The sequence below is a fragment of the Paenibacillus antri genome, assembly GCF_005765165.1.
Classification (GTDB): Bacteria; Bacillota; Bacilli; order Paenibacillales; family YIM-B00363; genus Paenibacillus_AE; species Paenibacillus_AE antri.
The window spans coordinates 117660-135046 of record NZ_VCIW01000005.1; the positions used below are offsets into that span (position 1 = coordinate 117660).

The 17387-nt window shown below is 57.2% G+C and carries 19 protein-coding genes, 1 pseudogene and 1 riboswitch; of the genes and pseudogenes, 18 read left to right on the forward strand and 2 right to left on the reverse strand.

Annotated elements, in window-relative coordinates:
- Window positions 1–118 precede the first annotated feature (118 nt).
- From FE782_RS10115 to FE782_RS10145, 7 genes and pseudogenes are all read left to right on the forward strand, one after another.
- Window positions 119–1108, forward strand: a complete 990-nt coding sequence (locus tag FE782_RS10115; protein WP_138193975.1) for a LacI family DNA-binding transcriptional regulator — start codon at window positions 119–121, stop codon at window positions 1106–1108.
- Between the two features lie 67 nt (window positions 1109–1175).
- Window positions 1176–2975, forward strand: a complete 1800-nt coding sequence (locus FE782_RS10120; RefSeq protein WP_138193976.1) for an L-fucose isomerase — start codon at window positions 1176–1178, stop codon at window positions 2973–2975.
- 558 nt (window positions 2976–3533) lie between these two features.
- Window positions 3534–4010, forward strand: coding sequence for a DinB family protein (locus tag FE782_RS10125; protein WP_138193977.1), 477 nt, complete (start codon window positions 3534–3536; stop codon window positions 4008–4010).
- A gap of 37 nt (window positions 4011–4047) precedes the next feature.
- Window positions 4048–4197: pseudogene (locus FE782_RS10130) on the forward strand (monothiol bacilliredoxin BrxC family protein); the annotation flags it as partial.
- A gap of 465 nt (window positions 4198–4662) precedes the next feature.
- Complete coding sequence (locus tag FE782_RS10135) at window positions 4663–5358, forward strand: response regulator transcription factor (protein ID WP_138193979.1); 696 nt, start codon at window positions 4663–4665, stop codon at window positions 5356–5358.
- An 11-nt stretch (window positions 5359–5369) separates the two neighbouring features.
- Window positions 5370–6902, forward strand: coding sequence for a sensor histidine kinase (locus FE782_RS10140; RefSeq protein WP_238392412.1), 1533 nt, complete (start codon window positions 5370–5372; stop codon window positions 6900–6902).
- 49 nt (window positions 6903–6951) lie between these two features.
- Window positions 6952–7191, forward strand: coding sequence for a hypothetical protein (locus FE782_RS10145; protein ID WP_138193981.1), 240 nt, complete (start codon window positions 6952–6954; stop codon window positions 7189–7191).
- A gap of 148 nt (window positions 7192–7339) precedes the next feature.
- Here FE782_RS10145 and FE782_RS33090 read toward each other — a convergent pair whose 3' ends face one another.
- On the reverse strand, window positions 7340–8308 hold the full coding sequence (locus FE782_RS33090; protein ID WP_138193982.1) for a C40 family peptidase: 969 nt from the start codon (window positions 8306–8308) through the stop codon (window positions 7340–7342).
- A 114-nt stretch (window positions 8309–8422) separates the two neighbouring features.
- On the opposite strand from FE782_RS33090, the gene FE782_RS10155 reads away from it, so the two are divergent.
- From FE782_RS10155 to FE782_RS10205, 11 genes are all read left to right on the forward strand, one after another.
- Window positions 8423–8743, forward strand: coding sequence for a Dabb family protein (locus tag FE782_RS10155; protein ID WP_138193983.1), 321 nt, complete (start codon window positions 8423–8425; stop codon window positions 8741–8743).
- Window positions 8740–9036 (forward strand): 4a-hydroxytetrahydrobiopterin dehydratase, encoded by a 297-nt coding sequence (locus tag FE782_RS10160; RefSeq protein WP_138193984.1) that lies wholly within the window; start codon window positions 8740–8742, stop codon window positions 9034–9036. The genes FE782_RS10155 and FE782_RS10160 overlap by 4 nt, the downstream gene beginning before the upstream one ends.
- Before the next feature lie 44 nt (window positions 9037–9080).
- Window positions 9081–9234, forward strand: a riboswitch (cyclic di-AMP (ydaO/yuaA leader).
- Window positions 9235–9406: 172 nt separating this feature from the next.
- A complete protein-coding gene (locus FE782_RS10165; RefSeq protein ID WP_138193985.1) occupies window positions 9407–10582 on the forward strand; it encodes a KamA family radical SAM protein in 1176 nt (391 codons plus the stop codon).
- Window positions 10583–10710: 128 nt separating this feature from the next.
- Entirely contained in the window at window positions 10711–10962 is a 252-nt protein-coding gene (locus FE782_RS10170; protein WP_138193986.1) for a spore gernimation protein GerQ, read from the forward strand.
- 16 nt (window positions 10963–10978) lie between these two features.
- A complete protein-coding gene (locus FE782_RS10175) occupies window positions 10979–11365 on the forward strand; it encodes a spore coat protein (RefSeq protein ID WP_138193987.1) in 387 nt (128 codons plus the stop codon).
- Window positions 11362–12498, forward strand: a complete 1137-nt coding sequence (locus FE782_RS10180; RefSeq protein WP_138193988.1) for a zinc-dependent alcohol dehydrogenase — start codon at window positions 11362–11364, stop codon at window positions 12496–12498. Before FE782_RS10175 ends, FE782_RS10180 begins: the two co-directional genes overlap by 4 nt.
- Window positions 12499–12534: 36 nt before the next feature.
- Window positions 12535–12735, forward strand: coding sequence for a hypothetical protein (locus tag FE782_RS10185; protein WP_138193989.1), 201 nt, complete (start codon window positions 12535–12537; stop codon window positions 12733–12735).
- Window positions 12736–12749: 14 nt separating this feature from the next.
- Window positions 12750–13049 carry a spore coat protein gene (locus FE782_RS10190; protein ID WP_138193990.1) on the forward strand — a complete coding sequence of 100 codons (300 nt, stop codon included), beginning with the start codon at window positions 12750–12752 and terminating at the stop codon, window positions 13047–13049.
- A gap of 68 nt (window positions 13050–13117) precedes the next feature.
- Window positions 13118–14221: a GerAB/ArcD/ProY family transporter gene (locus tag FE782_RS10195; protein WP_138193991.1), complete on the forward strand. Its 1104-nt coding sequence runs from the start codon at window positions 13118–13120 to the stop codon at window positions 14219–14221.
- Window positions 14218–15663: a spore germination protein gene (locus tag FE782_RS10200; protein WP_138193992.1), complete on the forward strand. Its 1446-nt coding sequence runs from the start codon at window positions 14218–14220 to the stop codon at window positions 15661–15663. Before FE782_RS10195 ends, FE782_RS10200 begins: the two co-directional genes overlap by 4 nt.
- A complete protein-coding gene (locus tag FE782_RS10205) occupies window positions 15660–16814 on the forward strand; it encodes a Ger(x)C family spore germination protein (RefSeq protein WP_138193993.1) in 1155 nt (384 codons plus the stop codon). Before FE782_RS10200 ends, FE782_RS10205 begins: the two co-directional genes overlap by 4 nt.
- Before the next feature lie 36 nt (window positions 16815–16850).
- Here the strand turns inward: FE782_RS10205 and FE782_RS10210 are convergent, their stop codons facing one another.
- Window positions 16851–17381, reverse strand: a complete 531-nt coding sequence (locus FE782_RS10210; RefSeq protein WP_138193994.1) for a TetR/AcrR family transcriptional regulator — start codon at window positions 17379–17381, stop codon at window positions 16851–16853.
- Window positions 17382–17387 lie beyond the last annotated feature (6 nt).

Sequence of the window (17387 nt, forward strand, 5' to 3'; positions counted from 1 at the left end):
CGCCCGTTCGCCGCGAAGGCGGGCGGGCGTCATTTTCATACTGGACGTCTCCGGTGGAATGGCATATAATGGGGTATGTAAACGTTAACACATCCGAGTCGAAACGAAGGTGCGTTGCATGCCGAAGAAGCTGACGGTGAAGGATGTCGCTCGCGAAGCCGGAGTCTCGACCGCTACGGTATCCAGAGTGCTGAACCGCACCGGATACGTCAGCGAGTCGGTGCGGGACCAAGTGCTCGGCGTCGTGGACCGGCTGAAGTACCAGCCGAACTCGATCGCGAGAAGCTTGAAACAAGAGAAGAGCTACACGATCGGCATCGTCATTCCCGACATGACGAACCCGTACTTCATGACGATCGCAAGACATATCCAGAGGCGATGCATGAGCGCCGGATACCATCTGCTGTTCATGGATTCCGAGGAGGATGCCGGGAAGGAGAGCGACGCGCTCGACCTGTTGATGGAGAAGCGGGTGGAAGCGATCGTGCTCGCGGGCACCGACCGCAATCGAGAGAAGCTCGAGTCGATACGCGCGAACGGCACGGCGCTCGTATTGATCGACCGGCGCATCGACGGCGTCGACGCGGACATCGTCTGCGAGGATAACGCGAACGTCACGTTCCGAGCGGTATCCGAGCTGCTCGACCGAGGACATACTCGGATCGGCGTCATCGCGGGTCCCGAGGGGATCGTCACGGCGAGGGAGCGCTACGAGGGCATTGCGGCGGCGCTGCGGGAAAGACATGCGAAGCTGGACCCCGCATTGGTGTACGAGGGCGACTATACGAGAGAATCCGGCCGCGGTGCCGTCCGCTCCTTATTGGCGGCGTCGCCTCCGCCGACCGCCGTCGTTTCGTGCAACAACGAGATGACGTACGGATTTTACCTCGGCTTGCAGGAGGCCGGCATCGACACGGCTTCCGTCGAAGTCGTCTCGTTCGGCGATCTGGAGTTTTCTCCGCTGTTTCGGCAGCGCCTCACGGTCATCAAGCAAGACCCCGTATGGATCGGGACCACCGCAGGCGAAACGGTGCTGGCCCGAATATCGGAGCCGAGCCTCGAGAAGGTTACAAAAATAAGAATACCTTCGGTAGAGGCGAAGTCGTAATTTTTTTTCGATGATGTGTAAACGATTACACATACATGCAATCATTTTCCCTGGGAGGAATGGACTTATGACGAACGAACCAATCATTCGCAACCGCTTGCAAGGGGAGATGCCGAAGATCGGCATTCGCCCGATCATCGACGGTCGCCTCGGCGGCATCCGGGAATCGCTCGAGGAGCCGACGATGAAGATGGCTGAGGCGTGCGCGAGATTTCTGTCCGAGCATCTGCGTCACTCGAACGGTCTGCCGGTAGAGTGCGTCGTTGCGGACACGACGATCGGCGGCGTCGCGGAAGCGGCGCGTACGGCTGAGAAATTCCGCAAGGAAGGGGTCGGCGTCACGATCTCGGTGACCCCTTCCTGGTGTTATCCGCTCGAGACGATCGACACCGACCCGCACATGCCGAAGGCGATCTGGGGCTTCAACGGCACCGAGCGGCCGGGGGCGGTCTACCTCGCGTCCGCGCTCGCCGCGCATAACCAGAAGGGGATTCCGTCGTTCAGCATCTACGGCCGCGACGTGCAGGATATCGGCGACGAGACGATTCCCGAGGACGTGCAGGAGAAGCTGCTCCGGTTCGCGAAGGCGGGTCTCGCCGTCGCGACGATGCGCGGCAAGTCGTATTTGTCGCTCGGCGGCGTCTCGATGGGCATCGCCGGCTGCATCGTTGACGAGAGCTTCTATCAGGACTACCTCGGCATGCGCAACGAATACGTCGACATGACGGAGTTCGTCCGGCGGATGGAGCGCGGCATCTACGACCGCGACGAGTACGCCAAGGCGCTCGCTTGGACGAAGGAGCATTGCCGCCTCGGCGAAGACGTCAATCCGCCGGAGCTGACGCGGACCGCCGAGCAGAAAGAGCAGGATTGGGAGACCGTCGTGAAGATGGCGCTCATCGCGCGCGATCTGATGATCGGCAACCCGAAGCTGGCGGAGATGGGCTTCGGCGAAGAGGCGCAAGGGCATAACGCGATCGCCGCAGGCTTCCAAGGACAGCGGGCTTGGACGGATCACTTCCCGACGGGCGACTTCTTAGAGGCGATCCTCTCGAGCTCCTTCGATTGGAACGGGATTCGCGAGCCGTTCATCATGTCGACGGAGAACGATAACCTGAACGCGGTGACGATGCTGTTCGGCCATCTTTTGACGGACCGTGCGCAAATCTTCGCGGACGTGCGCACGTATTGGAGTCCGGAAGCGGTGAAGCGCGTTACCGGCCATACGCTCGAAGGTACGGCGGCCGGCGGCGTCATTCACCTGATCAACTCCGGACCCGCGGCGCTGGACGGCACGGGCGAGCAGAAGTACGCGGACGGACGCCCGACGATGAAGCCGTTCTGGGACGTTACCGACGGGGACGTCGAAAGCTGCCTCGCCGCGACGAAGTGGTGCCCCGCGGTCGACTTCTTCCGCGGCGGCGGATATTCCACCGACTTCACGACGCGCGGCGGCATGCCGATGACGATGGCGCGGCTGAACCTGATCAAAGGCGTCGGTCCGGTGCTGCAAATCGCCGAGGGGCATTCCGTCGAGCTTCCGCAGGACGTACATGACGCGCTCGATCGGCGATCGAACCCGACGTGGCCGACGACGTGGTTCGTGCCGAACCTGACGAGCGATCCGGCGTTCAAGGACGTCTACGCCGTCATGAACAACTGGGGCTCCAACCATTGCGCGGTCAGCTACGGCCATGTCGGCGCCGACTTGATCACGCTCGCGTCGATGCTGCGCATTCCGGTATGCATGCACAACGTGCCGATCGAGCGCCTGTTCCGCCCGAGCGCTTGGACCGCGTTCGGAGCGAACGAGCCGACGGGCGCCGATTATCGCGCCTGCGCGGCGTACGGTCCCTTGTATAAATAATCGCAGCATCCCCCGCGCGGAGAAGATTTCCGCGCGGTTTTTTTATGACTGACCAATGAATTGACAAGGGTCTCGGCGGAATCATGATTTTCATGGATGGTGACCAATTCGTGAAGAGAAACGAAGCACTGAATGTTGTCCGAGGAGCGTCAGACAAATAAGTTCGCTGAAAAGCGACAACATCTTCTCCCGAAGGAAAATACGCATCTGCTTTTCGGCTTCAAGTTGTTCAAAAAATGGAATTTGACAGTATGGATAATACGATTTATATTGTGGATATGTTTGATCGGCGATAAAACTTGTCGTCAAATATGGGCGGTATTATGGAGCGATATTCATGGTTGCAAATCGTTCTACTAATCGGCCTTCATCAGAAGTCAGACTCTAATAAGGGATGTGGAAAAATGACATTAAGATCTTATTTAAAATATCTTTTGTGGATTGTTTACGCTTCATCATTAAACCGTTGATCAAGAGGATTGTGTTTAGTTGGAGCGGAATTCCGTAGAATGAACTTGTTTAAATTAGAAACCATAACTAAAACAGGAGGGAATTTATATGAAATCAATTCTTTTCGATCAATTGGACAACGTCAGAATTCAAACACTGCAAGCGATGGAGGGCGCCACGGAGGAGCTCGTAGATCGCATTCCATTTGGTTTCCGCAATAATATTCGTTGGCAACTCGGGCACATCTATACCGCTACGGAAATCTTGGCATTTAAGCAATCGAATCTTCCGATGATTCTGCCGGAGGGTTTTATTGAACGGTTTATTCCCGGAACGTCGCCGCTGGACGATAAAGCGAAATCGGCCCCTCTGCCGACGTTACAGCAGTTGGAGAGCTTGTTGAAGGAGCAACCGAAGAGAATTCGCGAGGCGCTGGGTAACCGCCTGAACGAAAGCGTGCCGACCTTCACAACGTCAACGGGATTCGGTTTGCAAACTCCTGAACAGTCGCTCCGTTATCATATGTATCATGAAGGATTGCATTTCGGGATCGTCTCGGTTTACAAAAGATTGTTATCCCAGTAATCATGCGAAAGAATAAATATAGATGCAGATTCGCAACGAATCCCGTCCGGTGTCAAACAAGATCGCCGAGGATTTGAATGTCAAACGCGAATCCCCGCAAATGATTTGCATTAAAAATAAATCAAAATACTGGACTGCCTCCCACTGTTCGGTCACGAAAGCGCATATGACCGCAGTTCTGGACTAACGGCGTAGCAACAGAAAATGACTATGCCAAGGCAACCCGCGGCAATATCGAGAACTGAGTAAAGCAAACGTACACCTATGAGGCTGATCAGCCCATGGTTAGCAATTTCATCAGCTACGCAATAGGCTTTGAACTGGCCTCTTTCCTTGCTGCGACCACCGCATGTTCCTCGCACCAACAACGACCGCGAACGTTTTTTTCAGAAGAACAAAACACGTCATCGGCGAAAGACAGAATAGAGAAGGCTGGAACGACGAATATAACATTCGTTCCGGTGAGTTTGTCGTGTTCGTCGATGACGCCTTCCTTCAGCAGGACGTCCTTAACTGCCTTCGAGCTTCAATTACAAAGGTTTTGTATGTTAATAGGTTAGTTGTAGTTTTTTTCGACCGACGGACAGAAAACATCGCCTCCTTACGAACGTTGTAAGGACCCGCATTCCGCGGAAAGAAGGAGGCGCTGTTGATGAAAGTGTTGGTAGCCGACGACGATCCGAACGTATGCGAAATTATCCGCATCTATTTCGAGCAACAAAACATCGAGCTGCTGGAAGCATACGACGGCGCGGCGGCGCTCGAGCTCGTCGAGAAGGAAACGCCGGACCTCGTCATTCTCGACGTCATGATGCCGAAGATGGACGGCTACGAGGCTTGCCGAGAAATCTTGAAGCGGCGGGACGTGCCGATCATTATGCTCACCGCCAAAGGGGACGAGTTCGACCGCGTGCTCGGTCTCGAGTTAGGCGCGGACGATTATATGACGAAGCCGTTCAGCCCGCGGGAGCTCGTCGCCCGCATGAAGGCGATCTTCCGCCGCGTGCAGCCGCGGCAAGCGGCGAACGGGGAAGAGGCGGGGAAATCGGCCGCATACGAATTCGAAGGGCTGTCCGTCCATCCGGACCGCCGGGAAGTGCTGTCGGGCGGAGAGCGCGTGTCGCTGCGGCCGAAGGAGTTCGATCTGTTGGCGCATCTGGCGAAGTCGCCCGGCACCGTGTTTACGAGAGAACAGCTGTTAGAGCTCGTCTGGGGATACGATTTTATCGGCGACATCCGTACCGTCGACGTGCACGTCAAGAACGTACGCAAGAAGTTGAATCAGCCCGACCGAGAGTATATTCATACCGTGTGGGGCGTCGGCTATAAATTCGAGGCGCCGCGATGAGGAAGCTCGGCATGAATAAGACGATCTTCCGCCGTCTGCTCCTCGGCAATCTGGCGATCGTGCTGCTCGGCCTCGGCGCGGTCGGCATCGCCATCTCTATGATGGTGAAGGGATACTTATACGACGTAACGCAGCAGGAGCTGCTTCGCAAGGCGAAGAAGGTCAATCTATCGATTCAAGAATTTCAAACCGCTGACGAAAATATGTTGGCGCTGCTGACGTTCCTCGACCAGACGTTCGATACCCGCATCTGGATCTTCAACGACCGCGGCGAAATTATCGCCACGTCGACGCAGGACGAAGTGTCCGTAGGGAAGTCCGTGTCGGGAACGATCGCGGAACGCGTCATGCAAGGGAACGCGGTGAGCGACGAGCTCCACTTCGAAGGATTGACGGAACCGATGCTCTCGGTCGCCGTTCCGTGGGGGAAGGAAGACGCGTTATACGGCGGCATCGTGCTCCATGCGCCCGTCAACGGCGTCACGCATGCGATCGTGCAGGTGAGAGAGACGATCCTCTGGGTCACCTTGTTCGGCATGTTAATTTCGATCGCGATCGTGTTGTATTTGTCTCGGTCGATCTCGAGGCCGCTGCAGCATATCGCGAGGACCGCGGCGGAAATCGGCATGGGACAGTACGACCGGAGGCTCGAGGCGGACGGCGCGGACGAAATCGACGACCTGGCGTCCTCGATCAATTCGCTGGCCGCGAAGTTGGAACGCATGGACGAGGAGCGTCGCAAGTCGGATCGAATGCGCGACGACTTCCTCGCGAATTTGTCGCATGAGCTGCGCACGCCGTTGACCGCGATGCAAGGCTTCTTGGAAGCGCTGCAAGACGGACTCATTCCGGAAGAAGGCCGAGAGAAATATTACGACGTGATGTACCAAGAGACGCACCATATGACGCGGCTCGTCGACGACCTGCTCGATCTGATGAAGCTGGAACGGGAAGAAGTGGCTATCGATCGGCATCCGCTCGACGTCGCGCCGCTGCTGCGGAAGGTGGCGTTCAAGTTCGAGCCCGACGCGAGGGAGCGCGAGCTGGATCTGCGGGTAGAGGCGGACGACGCGCTGCCGAAGGCGTACGCGGACGGCGACCGCTTGGAGCAGATCGTGGCGAATCTCGTTCGCAACGCGGTCAAGTTTACGGATCGCGGCTACATCCTGCTGAAGGCGTACGCGGAGGAGGACAAGGTCGTCCTCGAGGTGACCGATACGGGCGTCGGCATCTCCGAAGCGGATCAAGCCCGGATCTGGGAACGATTCTTTAAAGCGGATCGCGGGCGTTCCCGGAAAAATAAAGGGGCGGGTCTCGGCCTCGCCATCGTGAAGGAGCTCGTAGAGCGGCACGAAGGAACGATCGAGGTGGACAGTCGATTGGAGCAAGGCTCGACGTTCCGGGTCAGAATTCCCGCGTACCGGGATCCTTCGGAAGTCGTCGTCGCGAAGATCGGCGAATCCTCCGTTCATCGAACGAACATATTTCTTCATAAAAAGTTCCCGAACCGAAAATCGAACGATCATACGTTTCCGGTACAGTAAAGGAGTACCAAAGAACACCGAAAACAATGATCGAAGGGAGAGGTTCGGAATGAAAAAGAAAACGTGGTTGACGGCGCTTGCGATCGCCGTTATGTCGATGGGGTTATTGATCGGGTGCAGCGGCGAGGGCGGCGAGCCGGCGATGGACGCGCCGGCGGGAGACCAGCCGATGGAGCCGGGCATGACCGCGCCGGAAGCGACGGAGACGCCGGAAGCGACCGACGCGCCCGAGGCGTCCGAGGAGACGACGGCGCCGGAAGCGGAGACGTTGCCGGAAGCGGCAGAATAACGCGAACGACACATACGTATCCCCATGAACCGAAAGAAGAAGCTCCAGGGCGCCGCCGCGCCGCTGGAGCTTCTTCTTTGTAGACGACCGACCCTCGTGAACAGCGAAAACCGCCAGGCTATGAGAAGCCTGGCGGTCGTTCTTTCGATTACAATACGTTCCGCGCCGTTACGTAATGATCGGACCAATAGTTCGAGTTGATGTCCGATATGCCGACCCCGTCGAAGATCGGAGACGCATGGATGAAGTCGCCGCCGCCGATGTACAGGCCGACGTGGTTAATGCTGCCGTTGTCGTTCGTGTCGAAGAAGACGAGATCGCCCGGCTTCAAATTCGATTTCTTGACGTATGTACCTTCCTTCGCTTGCTGGCGGCTCGTCCGCGGCAGCTCGATGTCGTGCTTGCGGAAGATCAGCTGCATGTAAGAAGAACAATCGGCGTATTTGTTGTTCGTATTCCAGGGCTCCGCACCCCATTTGTAATCGAAGTCGCCTTTGTAGGACTTCGCGGTCTTCACGATCGCGCTCTGGCTCGCGGACGACGTAGAACTGCCCGTGCCGGCGCCGCCTTCGTAATCCGTATACTTTTCGTTAGAGGATATGTATCCGACCGTGCCGCCCTTCGTCTGCACCTTCAGCCAATAGTCTCCCGATTCGGCAAGAACGCGGATGTCTTCGCCGCGATTCAGCATGCGGATGATTTTGCTCGACGTGCTCGGTTGGGTTCGCATGTTGACCCCGGACGACACTTCCGTGCTGTAACGGTCATAGTCCGTATATTTTTCGTTGTCCGATATGTATCCGGTCGTGCCGCTCTTCGTTTGGATCTTTAACCAATTGCCGGACGCTTCCCCGAGAACATGGATGTCTTCGCCGCGATTCAGCATGCGAATCACCTTGCCAGACAAACTAGGCTGGGTCCTCATGTTCACGCCGTACTGAACTTCCGTCTCGTAACTCGTTGCCGCCGAAGCGGATGTTGCCAATATTGCGGATCCTACTACCGATGCGAGGAATATCATGGTTTTTCGCATCCTGATCACCTCCATAACCAGAATACCCCACGCTTGTCCGGCTCGGGGAGGGGCCAAATGTTGGGATTCGAGCAGAATGCGCATAAATTCGGCGCATTTCGTTATGCCTCCGGTCGTCCGAACGGCAGCAAACGTCGTTGACGCGCCGACGGATATGGTAAACTAGGAGGAACGAAGAAGAGGAAAGGATGACGGCACATGTACGAGCATATCGTCGTATTCAAATTTCGGACCGAGCTGCCCGCGGCGCAGGAGGAGAGCCTGCTGACGCAGCTGCGGTCGTTCCAGGGACGCATTCCCGGCATCGTCTCGATGAGCGCGGGACGGAACGTTACGCACGAAACCGAGAACATCCATGGGTTTACGATCGGGCTGCGCATCACGTTCGAGGATCATGCCGCCTTGATGGCTTACGGACCGCATCCGGCGCATCAAGCGTTCGTCGCCTCGTTGGACGGCCTCGTCGATCAAGTCGTCGTCGTGGACTACGAGATCGGGAAAGAGACGAGCCGCGCATGAAGCTGACGCCGGAGGAGATCGAATCGCGGCTGGCGCCTCTGGCCGGGTGGCGTCGGGAGGATGAGAAGTGGATCGTCAAGAAATACCGCTTCTCGTCGTATCTTGACGGGATCGCCTTCGTCGCCCGGGTCGCCGCGGAAGCGGAAAGGCTCGATCATCATCCGTTCATCGCGATCGAATACAAGCTGATTACGCTCCGGTTGACGTCTTGGCATGCCGGCGGACTGACCGCGCTCGACTTCGAGGCGGCCGAAGCTTTCGATCGAGCGGCTTGGGCGCCCCCGGGGGCGTAATCGTTTTCGGAAAATGGGTTGACAGCGTCATCTTCGTTCGATACAGTAAAATTACGCTTAATTCCCAGTCGACATCCGTTCGACGGGAAGCGGGGGAACCAATGTACGTGGGGCGAATCGTTCCGAAGTTTGGACCGTAGGGAACCATCTAATCCCGAGCCCGGCAGCTAACCTCGTCAGCAGGAGATGGGTCGATTTCTATTGCCTACTTAGCTTATACATGCCGAGACCCGATTCCGTTCGGGCATTCGTGCGTCCATACGACCCCGTTCGTACCTCCGCTGGCGAGACATGTCTTTATCATGTCGTCGGCGGAGTTTTTTTTGCGTATCCGCCGGCGGCCGCTACTTCGAATCGAGGAGGAATGCGCATGGCTCAGCCGAAATACATCACCGACATCGACAAGCTCGAAGCGATCCCGGAAGAAGAAAGAAGTCGATTGAAGCGGATCACGGAGAAGTTCGTGTTTCGCGTGAACGACTATTACTTAAAGCTGATCGACTGGAACGATCCCGAGGACCCGATTCGAAAGCTCGTCATTCCGAACGAGGGAGAGCTGCTCGAATACGGGCGTTGGGACGCTTCCGACGAGGATACGAATTACGTGGTACCCGGCTGCCAGCATAAGTACCGGTCCACGGCGCTCTTGATCGTATCCGAGGTGTGCGGCGCGTATTGCCGGTACTGCTTCCGCAAACGGCTGTTTCGTGCGGACGTGAAGGAAGCGATGTCCGACGTCGAGCCGGGACTCGCGTATATCGCGGCTCATCCCGAAATCAACAACGTACTGCTGACCGGCGGCGACAGTCTCATTCTTGCGACACCGAAGCTGAAATCGATCTTGGAGCGGCTTCGCGCCATTCCGCACGTCAAGATCATTCGCCTCGGCTCGAAGCTGCCCGTCTTCAATCCGATGCGCATCTACGAGGATCCGGAGCTGCTCGAGACGATACGCGCCCACTCCACGCCCGAACGCCGCATCTACGTCATGGCGCATATCAATCACCCTCGCGAGATTACGCCCGAGGCGAAGCTCGGGTTCGAAGCGCTGCATCAAGCGGGCGCGATCGTCGTCAACCAAACGCCCGTGCTGCGGGGGATCAACGACGATCCGGCGGTGCTCGGGGAGCTGCTCGACAAGTTGAGTTGGGCGGGCGTGACGCCGTATTATTTCTTCGTCAATCGCCCCGTCGCCGGCAATTCGGACTTCGTCCTGCCGCTCGAGCGGGTGTACCGGATCGTCGAAGAGGCGAAGGCGCGCACGTCGGGGCTCGGCAAGCGGGTTCGTCTTTCGATGAGCCATACGTCCGGGAAGATCGAAATTCTCGCGATCGAAGGCGGGAAGGCGTACCTGAAATACCATCAATCGCGCGACGGCGCCTACGGAAAGTTTCTAACGCTCGATTGCCCGAGCGACGCGGCTTGGTTCGACGATCTGCCCGGCAACGAACGGTATTGGAAGCGGCCGGCCAAGCGCACGGACGCGGTCGTCTCGGTCAACGAGCTGCCGGATGTGCCTCGTCGGGCGGCGAAAATCGCAAAATAATCGCAAACGGCTCGCTCCTCGGTAGTTCGAGGAGGCGAGCCTTTTTTCTTCACCGAAGGAGAATAGCCGCGCGCCGTTAGGTAAAAATACCGATCATACCGAAGATTCCCAACCGAGGTGAACGTTAGATGAATCATGCCACGTTGGCGGCGCACGAGTCGCTCGATCTCCATGAGACGCTGAATCTCAAGACGCTTTGTTTGGCGAAGTCGAAATTAATGCAAGGGCTTGTCTTCGACCAAGAGCTGCGAGCTTTGATGCAAAAGGACGTCGAACAAAGCCTGAAGGCGCTCGCCGACCTGCAGGCGCTATACGAGAAGGCGCCGTTCCGGACTCCCGTACCGGATATCCGGCCGACTCCGATCCTAGACGGAAGGTGAAAGGTGACTTCACTCCATGAATCAAGATTATCTTGATCCGATCAACGCCCTCGGCATGCCGGAGCTGGCGGATATGACGTTCGCCATGGATTTCCTCGTCCGAGCGAAGGACGGCGTCCGCAATAGCGCCGCCGCTTTGACGGAAGCCGCTTCCCCGGAAGCGCGCGCGCTGCTGCGGAATCAGCTTCGCGAAGCGCTCGCGCTGCATCAAGAAATTACGGAATTGATGGTTCGCAAAAGATGGTTCCATCCGTACGAGCTCGGCGAGCAATACAAGCTGGATCAGCTGTCGGCGAAAAATACGTCGATGATCGGCGGCATGAAGCTGTTCCGGGACGACGCGACGAGAAAAGGGATGTTCGACCGCCTGCCGGACGAAGGTCTGAGAGGAGATCAAGCATGAAAGCCGTTACGTATCAGGGCGTCAAAAATATCGCGGTGAAAGAAGTCCCCGATCCGAACATCGTAAAGCCAGACGACATGATTATTCGAGTGACGAGCAGCGCGATCTGCGGCTCGGACTTGCATCTGCTCCATGCGATGATTCCGAACCTGCCGGAGGATTACGTTATCGGGCACGAGCCGATGGGCGTCGTCGAGGAAGTCGGTCCCGGCGTGACGAAGCTGAAGAAGGGCGACCGAGTCGTCATCCCGTTCAACGTCTCCTGCGGTGAATGCTTCTATTGTAAAAATCAGTTGGAGAGCCAATGCGATAACTCGAACGAATACGGAGAGATGGGCGGTTTCTTCGGATACTCGCATACGACGGGCGGTTATGCCGGAGGGCAGGCGGAATATTTGCGCGTGCCGTTCGCCAACTTCACCCACTTCAAGATCCCCGACGACAGCGAAGCGGAAGACGAGAAGCTGGTTTTGATCGCGGACGCGATGACGACCGCCTATTGGACCGTGGACAACGCCGGCGTGAAGGACGGCGACACGGTTATCGTACTCGGCTGCGGACCGGTGGGGCTGTTGGCGCAGAAGTTTTGCTGGCTCAAGGGAGCGAAGCGCGTCATCGCGGTCGACTATGTCGGCTATCGGCTGGAGCATGCGAAACGCACGAATCGGGTAGAGATCGTCGATTTCGAATCGAAGGAGCATATCGGCGAATATTTAAAGGAGCTGACGAGCGGCGGAGCGGACGTCGTCATCGACGCGGTCGGCATGGACGGCAAGATGACCGACCTCGAGTTTCTCGCGACGGGCATGAGGCTGCAAGGCGGCGCGCTTGGCCCGCTCGTCATCGCATCGCAAGCGGTGCGCAAGGGCGGCACCATTCAGATTACGGGCGTGTACGGCGGAAGGTACAACGGGTTCCCGCTTGGCGATTTGTTTCAGCGCAACGTCAACATTCGTTCCGGTCAAGCGCCCGTCATCCATTACATGCCGTATATGTACGAGCTGATCGCTTCGGGGAAGGTGGACCCGGGCGACATCGTTACGCATAAACTTCCGCTTCAAGACGCGAAACGCGGGTACGAGGCGTTCGATACGAAGACGGACGACTGCATTAAGGTTATTTTAAAGCCGTAATCATATTCGCCGAGGATACAGGAGGTTCGAAAAAGGATGCAGCAAGGTTACGCATTACACGAAACGCTGGAGGTGCACGAGCTGGCCGCGTCCCGGACGGTCGGCTTGACGAAGTCGAAGACGATGAAGGCGCTCGTGTCCGACGACGCGTTGAAACAACTTATGCAAGCGGACGTCGAGCTGTCGACGCGCCATCTGGAGGAGCTCCGCGACATTTTGAAGAAAGCGAAACGGTAGGGAGGGTCCGACCGATGAATTTTATATTGGAGAAGCTCACCGGCCTCGGTTCGTTGACCGATCAGGTGGTCGCGATGGATTTCTTGAACACGGTAAAGAGCGGGGTGCGCAATTACGCGATGGCGATCACCGACACGGTCACCCCGGAAATCAAGGCGACCTTGTCACGGCAGCTGGAGGAGTTGATCGACCTTCACGAACGCGTCGCGACGTATGCGACGGAGAAGGGGATCTACCATCCCTGGAACGTCACCGAGCAGCTCGAGGTCGATTTGAGCAATATCGAGTTGGCTTTGAAGGCGCCTACGCTGTAAGTGCGATAAACGTCCCGAAATCGGGACGTTTTTTTGAAATCCATTCGCTCGGGAGGAATCCGCTGGGCATGAATACGCAAGCGAAAATCACCGCGCTACAATTGTATTTCATCATGATGCTTTCGATCGGCGTCACCAACCATGTATTGTTGGCGCCCGTTCTATTATCCGTCGCCAAGCGGGACGCATGGGTCGGTTCGATCGCAGCCGTCGTTCCTTCGGTTCTGTTCGCCATAATCCTGACTTACGCCGCCCGTAAGACGGGGGATGCAGGGGCGTTAGAACGATTGCGGAGCCGCTTCGGGCCATTCGTCGCTTCGATCGCCGGCGCCGCGGCGGCCGGGTATGCGTTCTTGCTGTTGGTCGTAACGCTCAAAGACGTCGCCACGTGGACCCGCGTCTCGTATTTGCCGATGACGCCGCTGTCCGCGATCGCATTCGTCTTCGTGACGATCTGCGCGTTCGCCGCGAATGCGGGAATCCGGGCGATCGCGATTTGTTCCGGCCTCCTGCTGCCGATCGTCATCGTACTAGGGGATTTCGTGGCCGCCGTAAACTTTCAATTCAAGGATTATTCGCTCCTTTTCCCTTTGTTTACGCATGGCTACGTACCAGCCGGGAAAGCGGCCCTCTACACGTTCGCAGGCACGATGGAGTTGAGTTTGATGCTCTTCCTCCAACGCCATGTATCGACGGCGGTCGGGTATCGGGGGATGATCGTCCTCTGCGCCGTCTTGGTCTTTCTCGCGACCGGCCCGCTTATGGGCGCGATCGCCATCTACGGTCCGTTCGAGTCGGCGGAGCTTCGGTATCCCCCCTTCGAGCAATGGCGCATGGTTTCCTTAGGGAAGTTCATAACGCACCTTGACTTTTTATCCATTTTCCAATGGTTGTCCGGTGCGTTCATTCGCTTGTCGCTATTTATTTTTCTGATCGCGGACGTTTGTTTTCGAGAGGATGGGAGAAAGCGGCGCGCGATGATCGTGCTGACCTCGGCTGCGGCGTTGGCGACGGCGACGTTGCTGCCGATCGGGGATATCGAACTGTTCCGGTTCCTCCTTAAAGAATATTTCCCGATATCGATCGGATTCTCCGCTATCTTGTTCGCGATCGTCTTGGCATCGGTCTGGTTCGGCAAGCGGAACGAGGCGGGGGGAGTCGACAACCGATGAATGAAGAGACGGTAAGGGAATGGTTCGCCGGTTCGGGAGACGTCCGGATTTCCGCGAATTGCATGGGCGAAGGACAGGAGAGCCAGACGGTCGTCATGGCCTACTGCGAAGGCATGGTCGACCGGAAGCTGCTGAACGAGATCGTCTTCCCGCGGTTGGATTCCGTCTTCCGCGACATCGGCGAAGATCGGACGCTCGCTTCGCTGATCGAAAGCCGGATGGAGGCGCAGCGGCTCGACGGCGGCGCGACGCGGGAGGCGGTCGCTCTGAAAGTGTACTCGGGAGAACTGCTCTTGTCGTTCCCGAACGCCGAATTGCAATACAGCGTATCGATCGCGAATACGCCGCAGCGGAAGCCTGAAGAATCCAGTACGGAAATTTCGATCAAAGGACCACGGGACGCCTTCACGGAAGACGCCGTGATCAACGTCGCATTGGTGCGGAAGCGGTTGAAGAGCGCATCGATGCGCGTCGAGAAATTCACGTTGGGGAGCAGAAGCAATACCTCGGTGTTCTTGTTATACATACACGATATCGCGGAACCGAACGCGTTGCGGAACGTTCGCGAGCGGCTCAAGACGTTCGATACGGACGGCGTCGTCGGCATCGCGCAGCTGGAGGAGGGGTTGACGGGCGCTCCGTATTCGCTTTTCCCGTTGCTCGATTACATCGGTCGGCCCGATTACGCGGCGGCGAGCCTGCTGGCGGGCCGATTCGCGGTCATCGCCGACGGCACGCCGATGGCGCTGATCGGTCCGTGCAATTTAACATCGCTCTTGATCTCGCCGGAGGACGCGCACCTGCCTTTTTATTTCGTGTCGATGGAGCGGGTGCTTCGGATCGTCGGGCTGTTGCTCGCGTTGTTTTTGCCGGGTTTCTGGGTTAGCGTGTCGGCGTTTAACCTGGATCAAATTCCGTTCCCCTTACTAGCTACGATCACGACCGCGCGGATCGGGCTGCCGATCAGCGGTCCGTTAGACTTGTTTCTCATGCTCGCCATGTTCGAGGTGTTCCGCGAGGCAGGCGTAAGGCTGCCGAAAGCCGTCGGCCAAACCGTGGCCGTGGTCGGCGGATTGATCATCGGAGACGCCGCGATTCAAGCGGGCATTACCTCTCCGACGACCCTAGTAGTAACGGCAGTGTCGACCGTGGCCACCTTTACGTTGATCAACCAGACGTTGGTCGGTTCGGTGTCCGTGCTGCGAATCGGCTTATTGCTTATGGCTTCGACGTTCGGGATGTTCGGACTGATCGCCGGAAGCCTCGGGCTGCTACTCTATCTGGCATCTCTGAAATCGTTCGGCGTCCCGTACTTGGCTCCGATCGCGCCGTTCCACAGGAAGGATCTCTGGCAAAGCTTGCTGGCGAAGCCGTGGAAAAACCGAGCGCGTCGGCCGACCTTCTTACATCCTACCGATCCGAAGAGGGGGGGGAAGAGGTGAAACGCGTTGTCGTCATGATCAGCTGTTTCGCTGCGCTGCTGACAGGGTGTTGGGATACGAAGAACATCCAAGACATCAATTATGTCGTATCCGTGGGAATCGATTACAAAGACGAGAGATACGTCGTTTACGCTCAATTGACCGACTTCTCGAATGTCGCCAAGCAGCAGGGGACCCCGAGGACGAATGCGCCGATCTGGGTCGGGAAGGGTGAAGGAGCCACGGTTTCTCAAGCGATACAGTCGTTGTACGAAACCTCGCAGCAACATGTATTTTGGGGCCACGTGTCTTCCTTCGTCTTCACCGAATCGGCATTGCAGCAAGGAATTACGGCGGAAGTCATCGACAATATCAGTCGGTTCCGCGAGATGCGGTATACGCAATGGGCTTACGGCACGAAAGAGCCTATCGAGAAACTATTTACGACGAAACCGTTTTTTAACTTGTCCCCGCTCTCCTCCATATTAAACGAGCCGATGAGCACCTATAACCAATATTCAGACACTCAACCGATACGGCTGCACCGATTCGTCTCCGATCTTCGCGAGCCGGGGAAGACCGTCCTGCTTCCCTCCCTCGGCATCGACGACGAAGTATGGGAGAAGAACAATAAGAAGGACCCGAAGCTGTTCGTCGACGGGTTGTTCGCCATTAAGGGAGACGCCGACGCGATTTGGTTGGAGCTGGCGGAGTTGACGGGATTGATTTGGCTGGATGAACAGACCAAAATATTTATGCTGTCGGTTCCGCTGGAAAGGGAGTCGGAAGTTCAGTTGTCGATGACGAAGCCGAAGGTGCGGACGAAAGCGAGGATGTCGGGCGAGACGCTGTACTTGGATGTCGATCTTCGCATCCGCGGCAGAATCGTCGAGATGATCGGGACGTTCGATCGAGATGCACTGATCAAGAATGCCGAGGAACGGCTCCGCGACGATATCCGAAAAACGTTCGAGTACGCGGCAAGCCGCGGTGTAGACGTCTATCAAGCGGAGCACGAATTGTACCGGGAACGATTCCGGACGTGGAGCGAGGCGACGAGTCGAGGCAAGCATCCTCCCTCGAAGGTGGAACTTGGGGACGTTCGCGCGACGGTAAACCTGACCAATAGCGGAATGTATAAGGCGAAGAGCTCCGATCCGCACGAGTATTGAACCGCGCGCGCCTTCGCGTCCGATCGGCGCCTGGCGTCAAGGAGCGCCGGCGCCGCGCCAAAATAAATCGACGATCCGGTCGGCCAAAGCCTCGACGGCGGGAAACAGGTTTCGAACGGAGGACCGATGTCCCATCATTAACGCGCCGGTATAGAAGTGCGCCAGTAAGTACGTATCCGCCTCCGAAAGCTGTCCGTCCGCCTGAAGCGTCGCGAAGAAGTCGTTCATCGTCATGTGGATGGCGTTCTCCGCGTCGCGGATTTTCTCGATCTGCTTCGGATTCAGATGGTGTTCCGCCTTGGAGATGAACGTTTCCGGATCGGCCGGCACGTTGGACAGGTGAGCGACGGCGATCTCGCGCAATTTATCGACGACGGGCATGCCTTGCCGAAGCAGCTGCTGCACCTTCGCGTTCGCGAAGCGGAGCGATTGGGTCAGCGCATCGGTATAGAGCGCGGCCTTATTTTCGAAATAATAATATACGGTCGCTTTCGTCACTTGGCAAGCTTCGGCGATCTGCTGCAAGGAGATCTTTAACCGATCGACGATCCCATAGTTCTCCTCCAAGCGGTC

Bases quoted from the DNA above. Each gene is read 5' to 3' on its own strand.
- FE782_RS10115 (WP_138193975.1), top strand. From the start codon at position 119: ATGCCGAAGAAGCTGACGGTGAAGGATGTCGCTCGCGAAGCCGGAGTC.
- FE782_RS10120 (WP_138193976.1), top strand. From the start codon at position 1,176: ATGACGAACGAACCAATCATTCGCAACCGCTTGCAAGGGGAGATGCCG.
- FE782_RS10125 (WP_138193977.1), top strand. From the start codon at position 3,534: ATGAAATCAATTCTTTTCGATCAATTGGACAACGTCAGAATTCAAACA.
- FE782_RS10135 (WP_138193979.1), top strand. From the start codon at position 4,663: ATGAAAGTGTTGGTAGCCGACGACGATCCGAACGTATGCGAAATTATC.
- FE782_RS10140 (WP_238392412.1), top strand. From the start codon at position 5,370: ATGAATAAGACGATCTTCCGCCGTCTGCTCCTCGGCAATCTGGCGATC.
- FE782_RS10145 (WP_138193981.1), top strand. From the start codon at position 6,952: ATGAAAAAGAAAACGTGGTTGACGGCGCTTGCGATCGCCGTTATGTCG.
- FE782_RS33090 (WP_138193982.1), bottom strand. From the start codon at position 8,308: ATGCGCATTCTGCTCGAATCCCAACATTTGGCCCCTCCCCGAGCCGGA.
- FE782_RS10155 (WP_138193983.1), top strand. From the start codon at position 8,423: ATGTACGAGCATATCGTCGTATTCAAATTTCGGACCGAGCTGCCCGCG.
- FE782_RS10160 (WP_138193984.1), top strand. From the start codon at position 8,740: ATGAAGCTGACGCCGGAGGAGATCGAATCGCGGCTGGCGCCTCTGGCC.
- FE782_RS10165 (WP_138193985.1), top strand. From the start codon at position 9,407: ATGGCTCAGCCGAAATACATCACCGACATCGACAAGCTCGAAGCGATC.
- FE782_RS10170 (WP_138193986.1), top strand. From the start codon at position 10,711: ATGAATCATGCCACGTTGGCGGCGCACGAGTCGCTCGATCTCCATGAG.
- FE782_RS10175 (WP_138193987.1), top strand. From the start codon at position 10,979: ATGAATCAAGATTATCTTGATCCGATCAACGCCCTCGGCATGCCGGAG.
- FE782_RS10180 (WP_138193988.1), top strand. From the start codon at position 11,362: ATGAAAGCCGTTACGTATCAGGGCGTCAAAAATATCGCGGTGAAAGAA.
- FE782_RS10185 (WP_138193989.1), top strand. From the start codon at position 12,535: ATGCAGCAAGGTTACGCATTACACGAAACGCTGGAGGTGCACGAGCTG.
- FE782_RS10190 (WP_138193990.1), top strand. From the start codon at position 12,750: ATGAATTTTATATTGGAGAAGCTCACCGGCCTCGGTTCGTTGACCGAT.
- FE782_RS10195 (WP_138193991.1), top strand. From the start codon at position 13,118: ATGAATACGCAAGCGAAAATCACCGCGCTACAATTGTATTTCATCATG.
- FE782_RS10200 (WP_138193992.1), top strand. From the start codon at position 14,218: ATGAATGAAGAGACGGTAAGGGAATGGTTCGCCGGTTCGGGAGACGTC.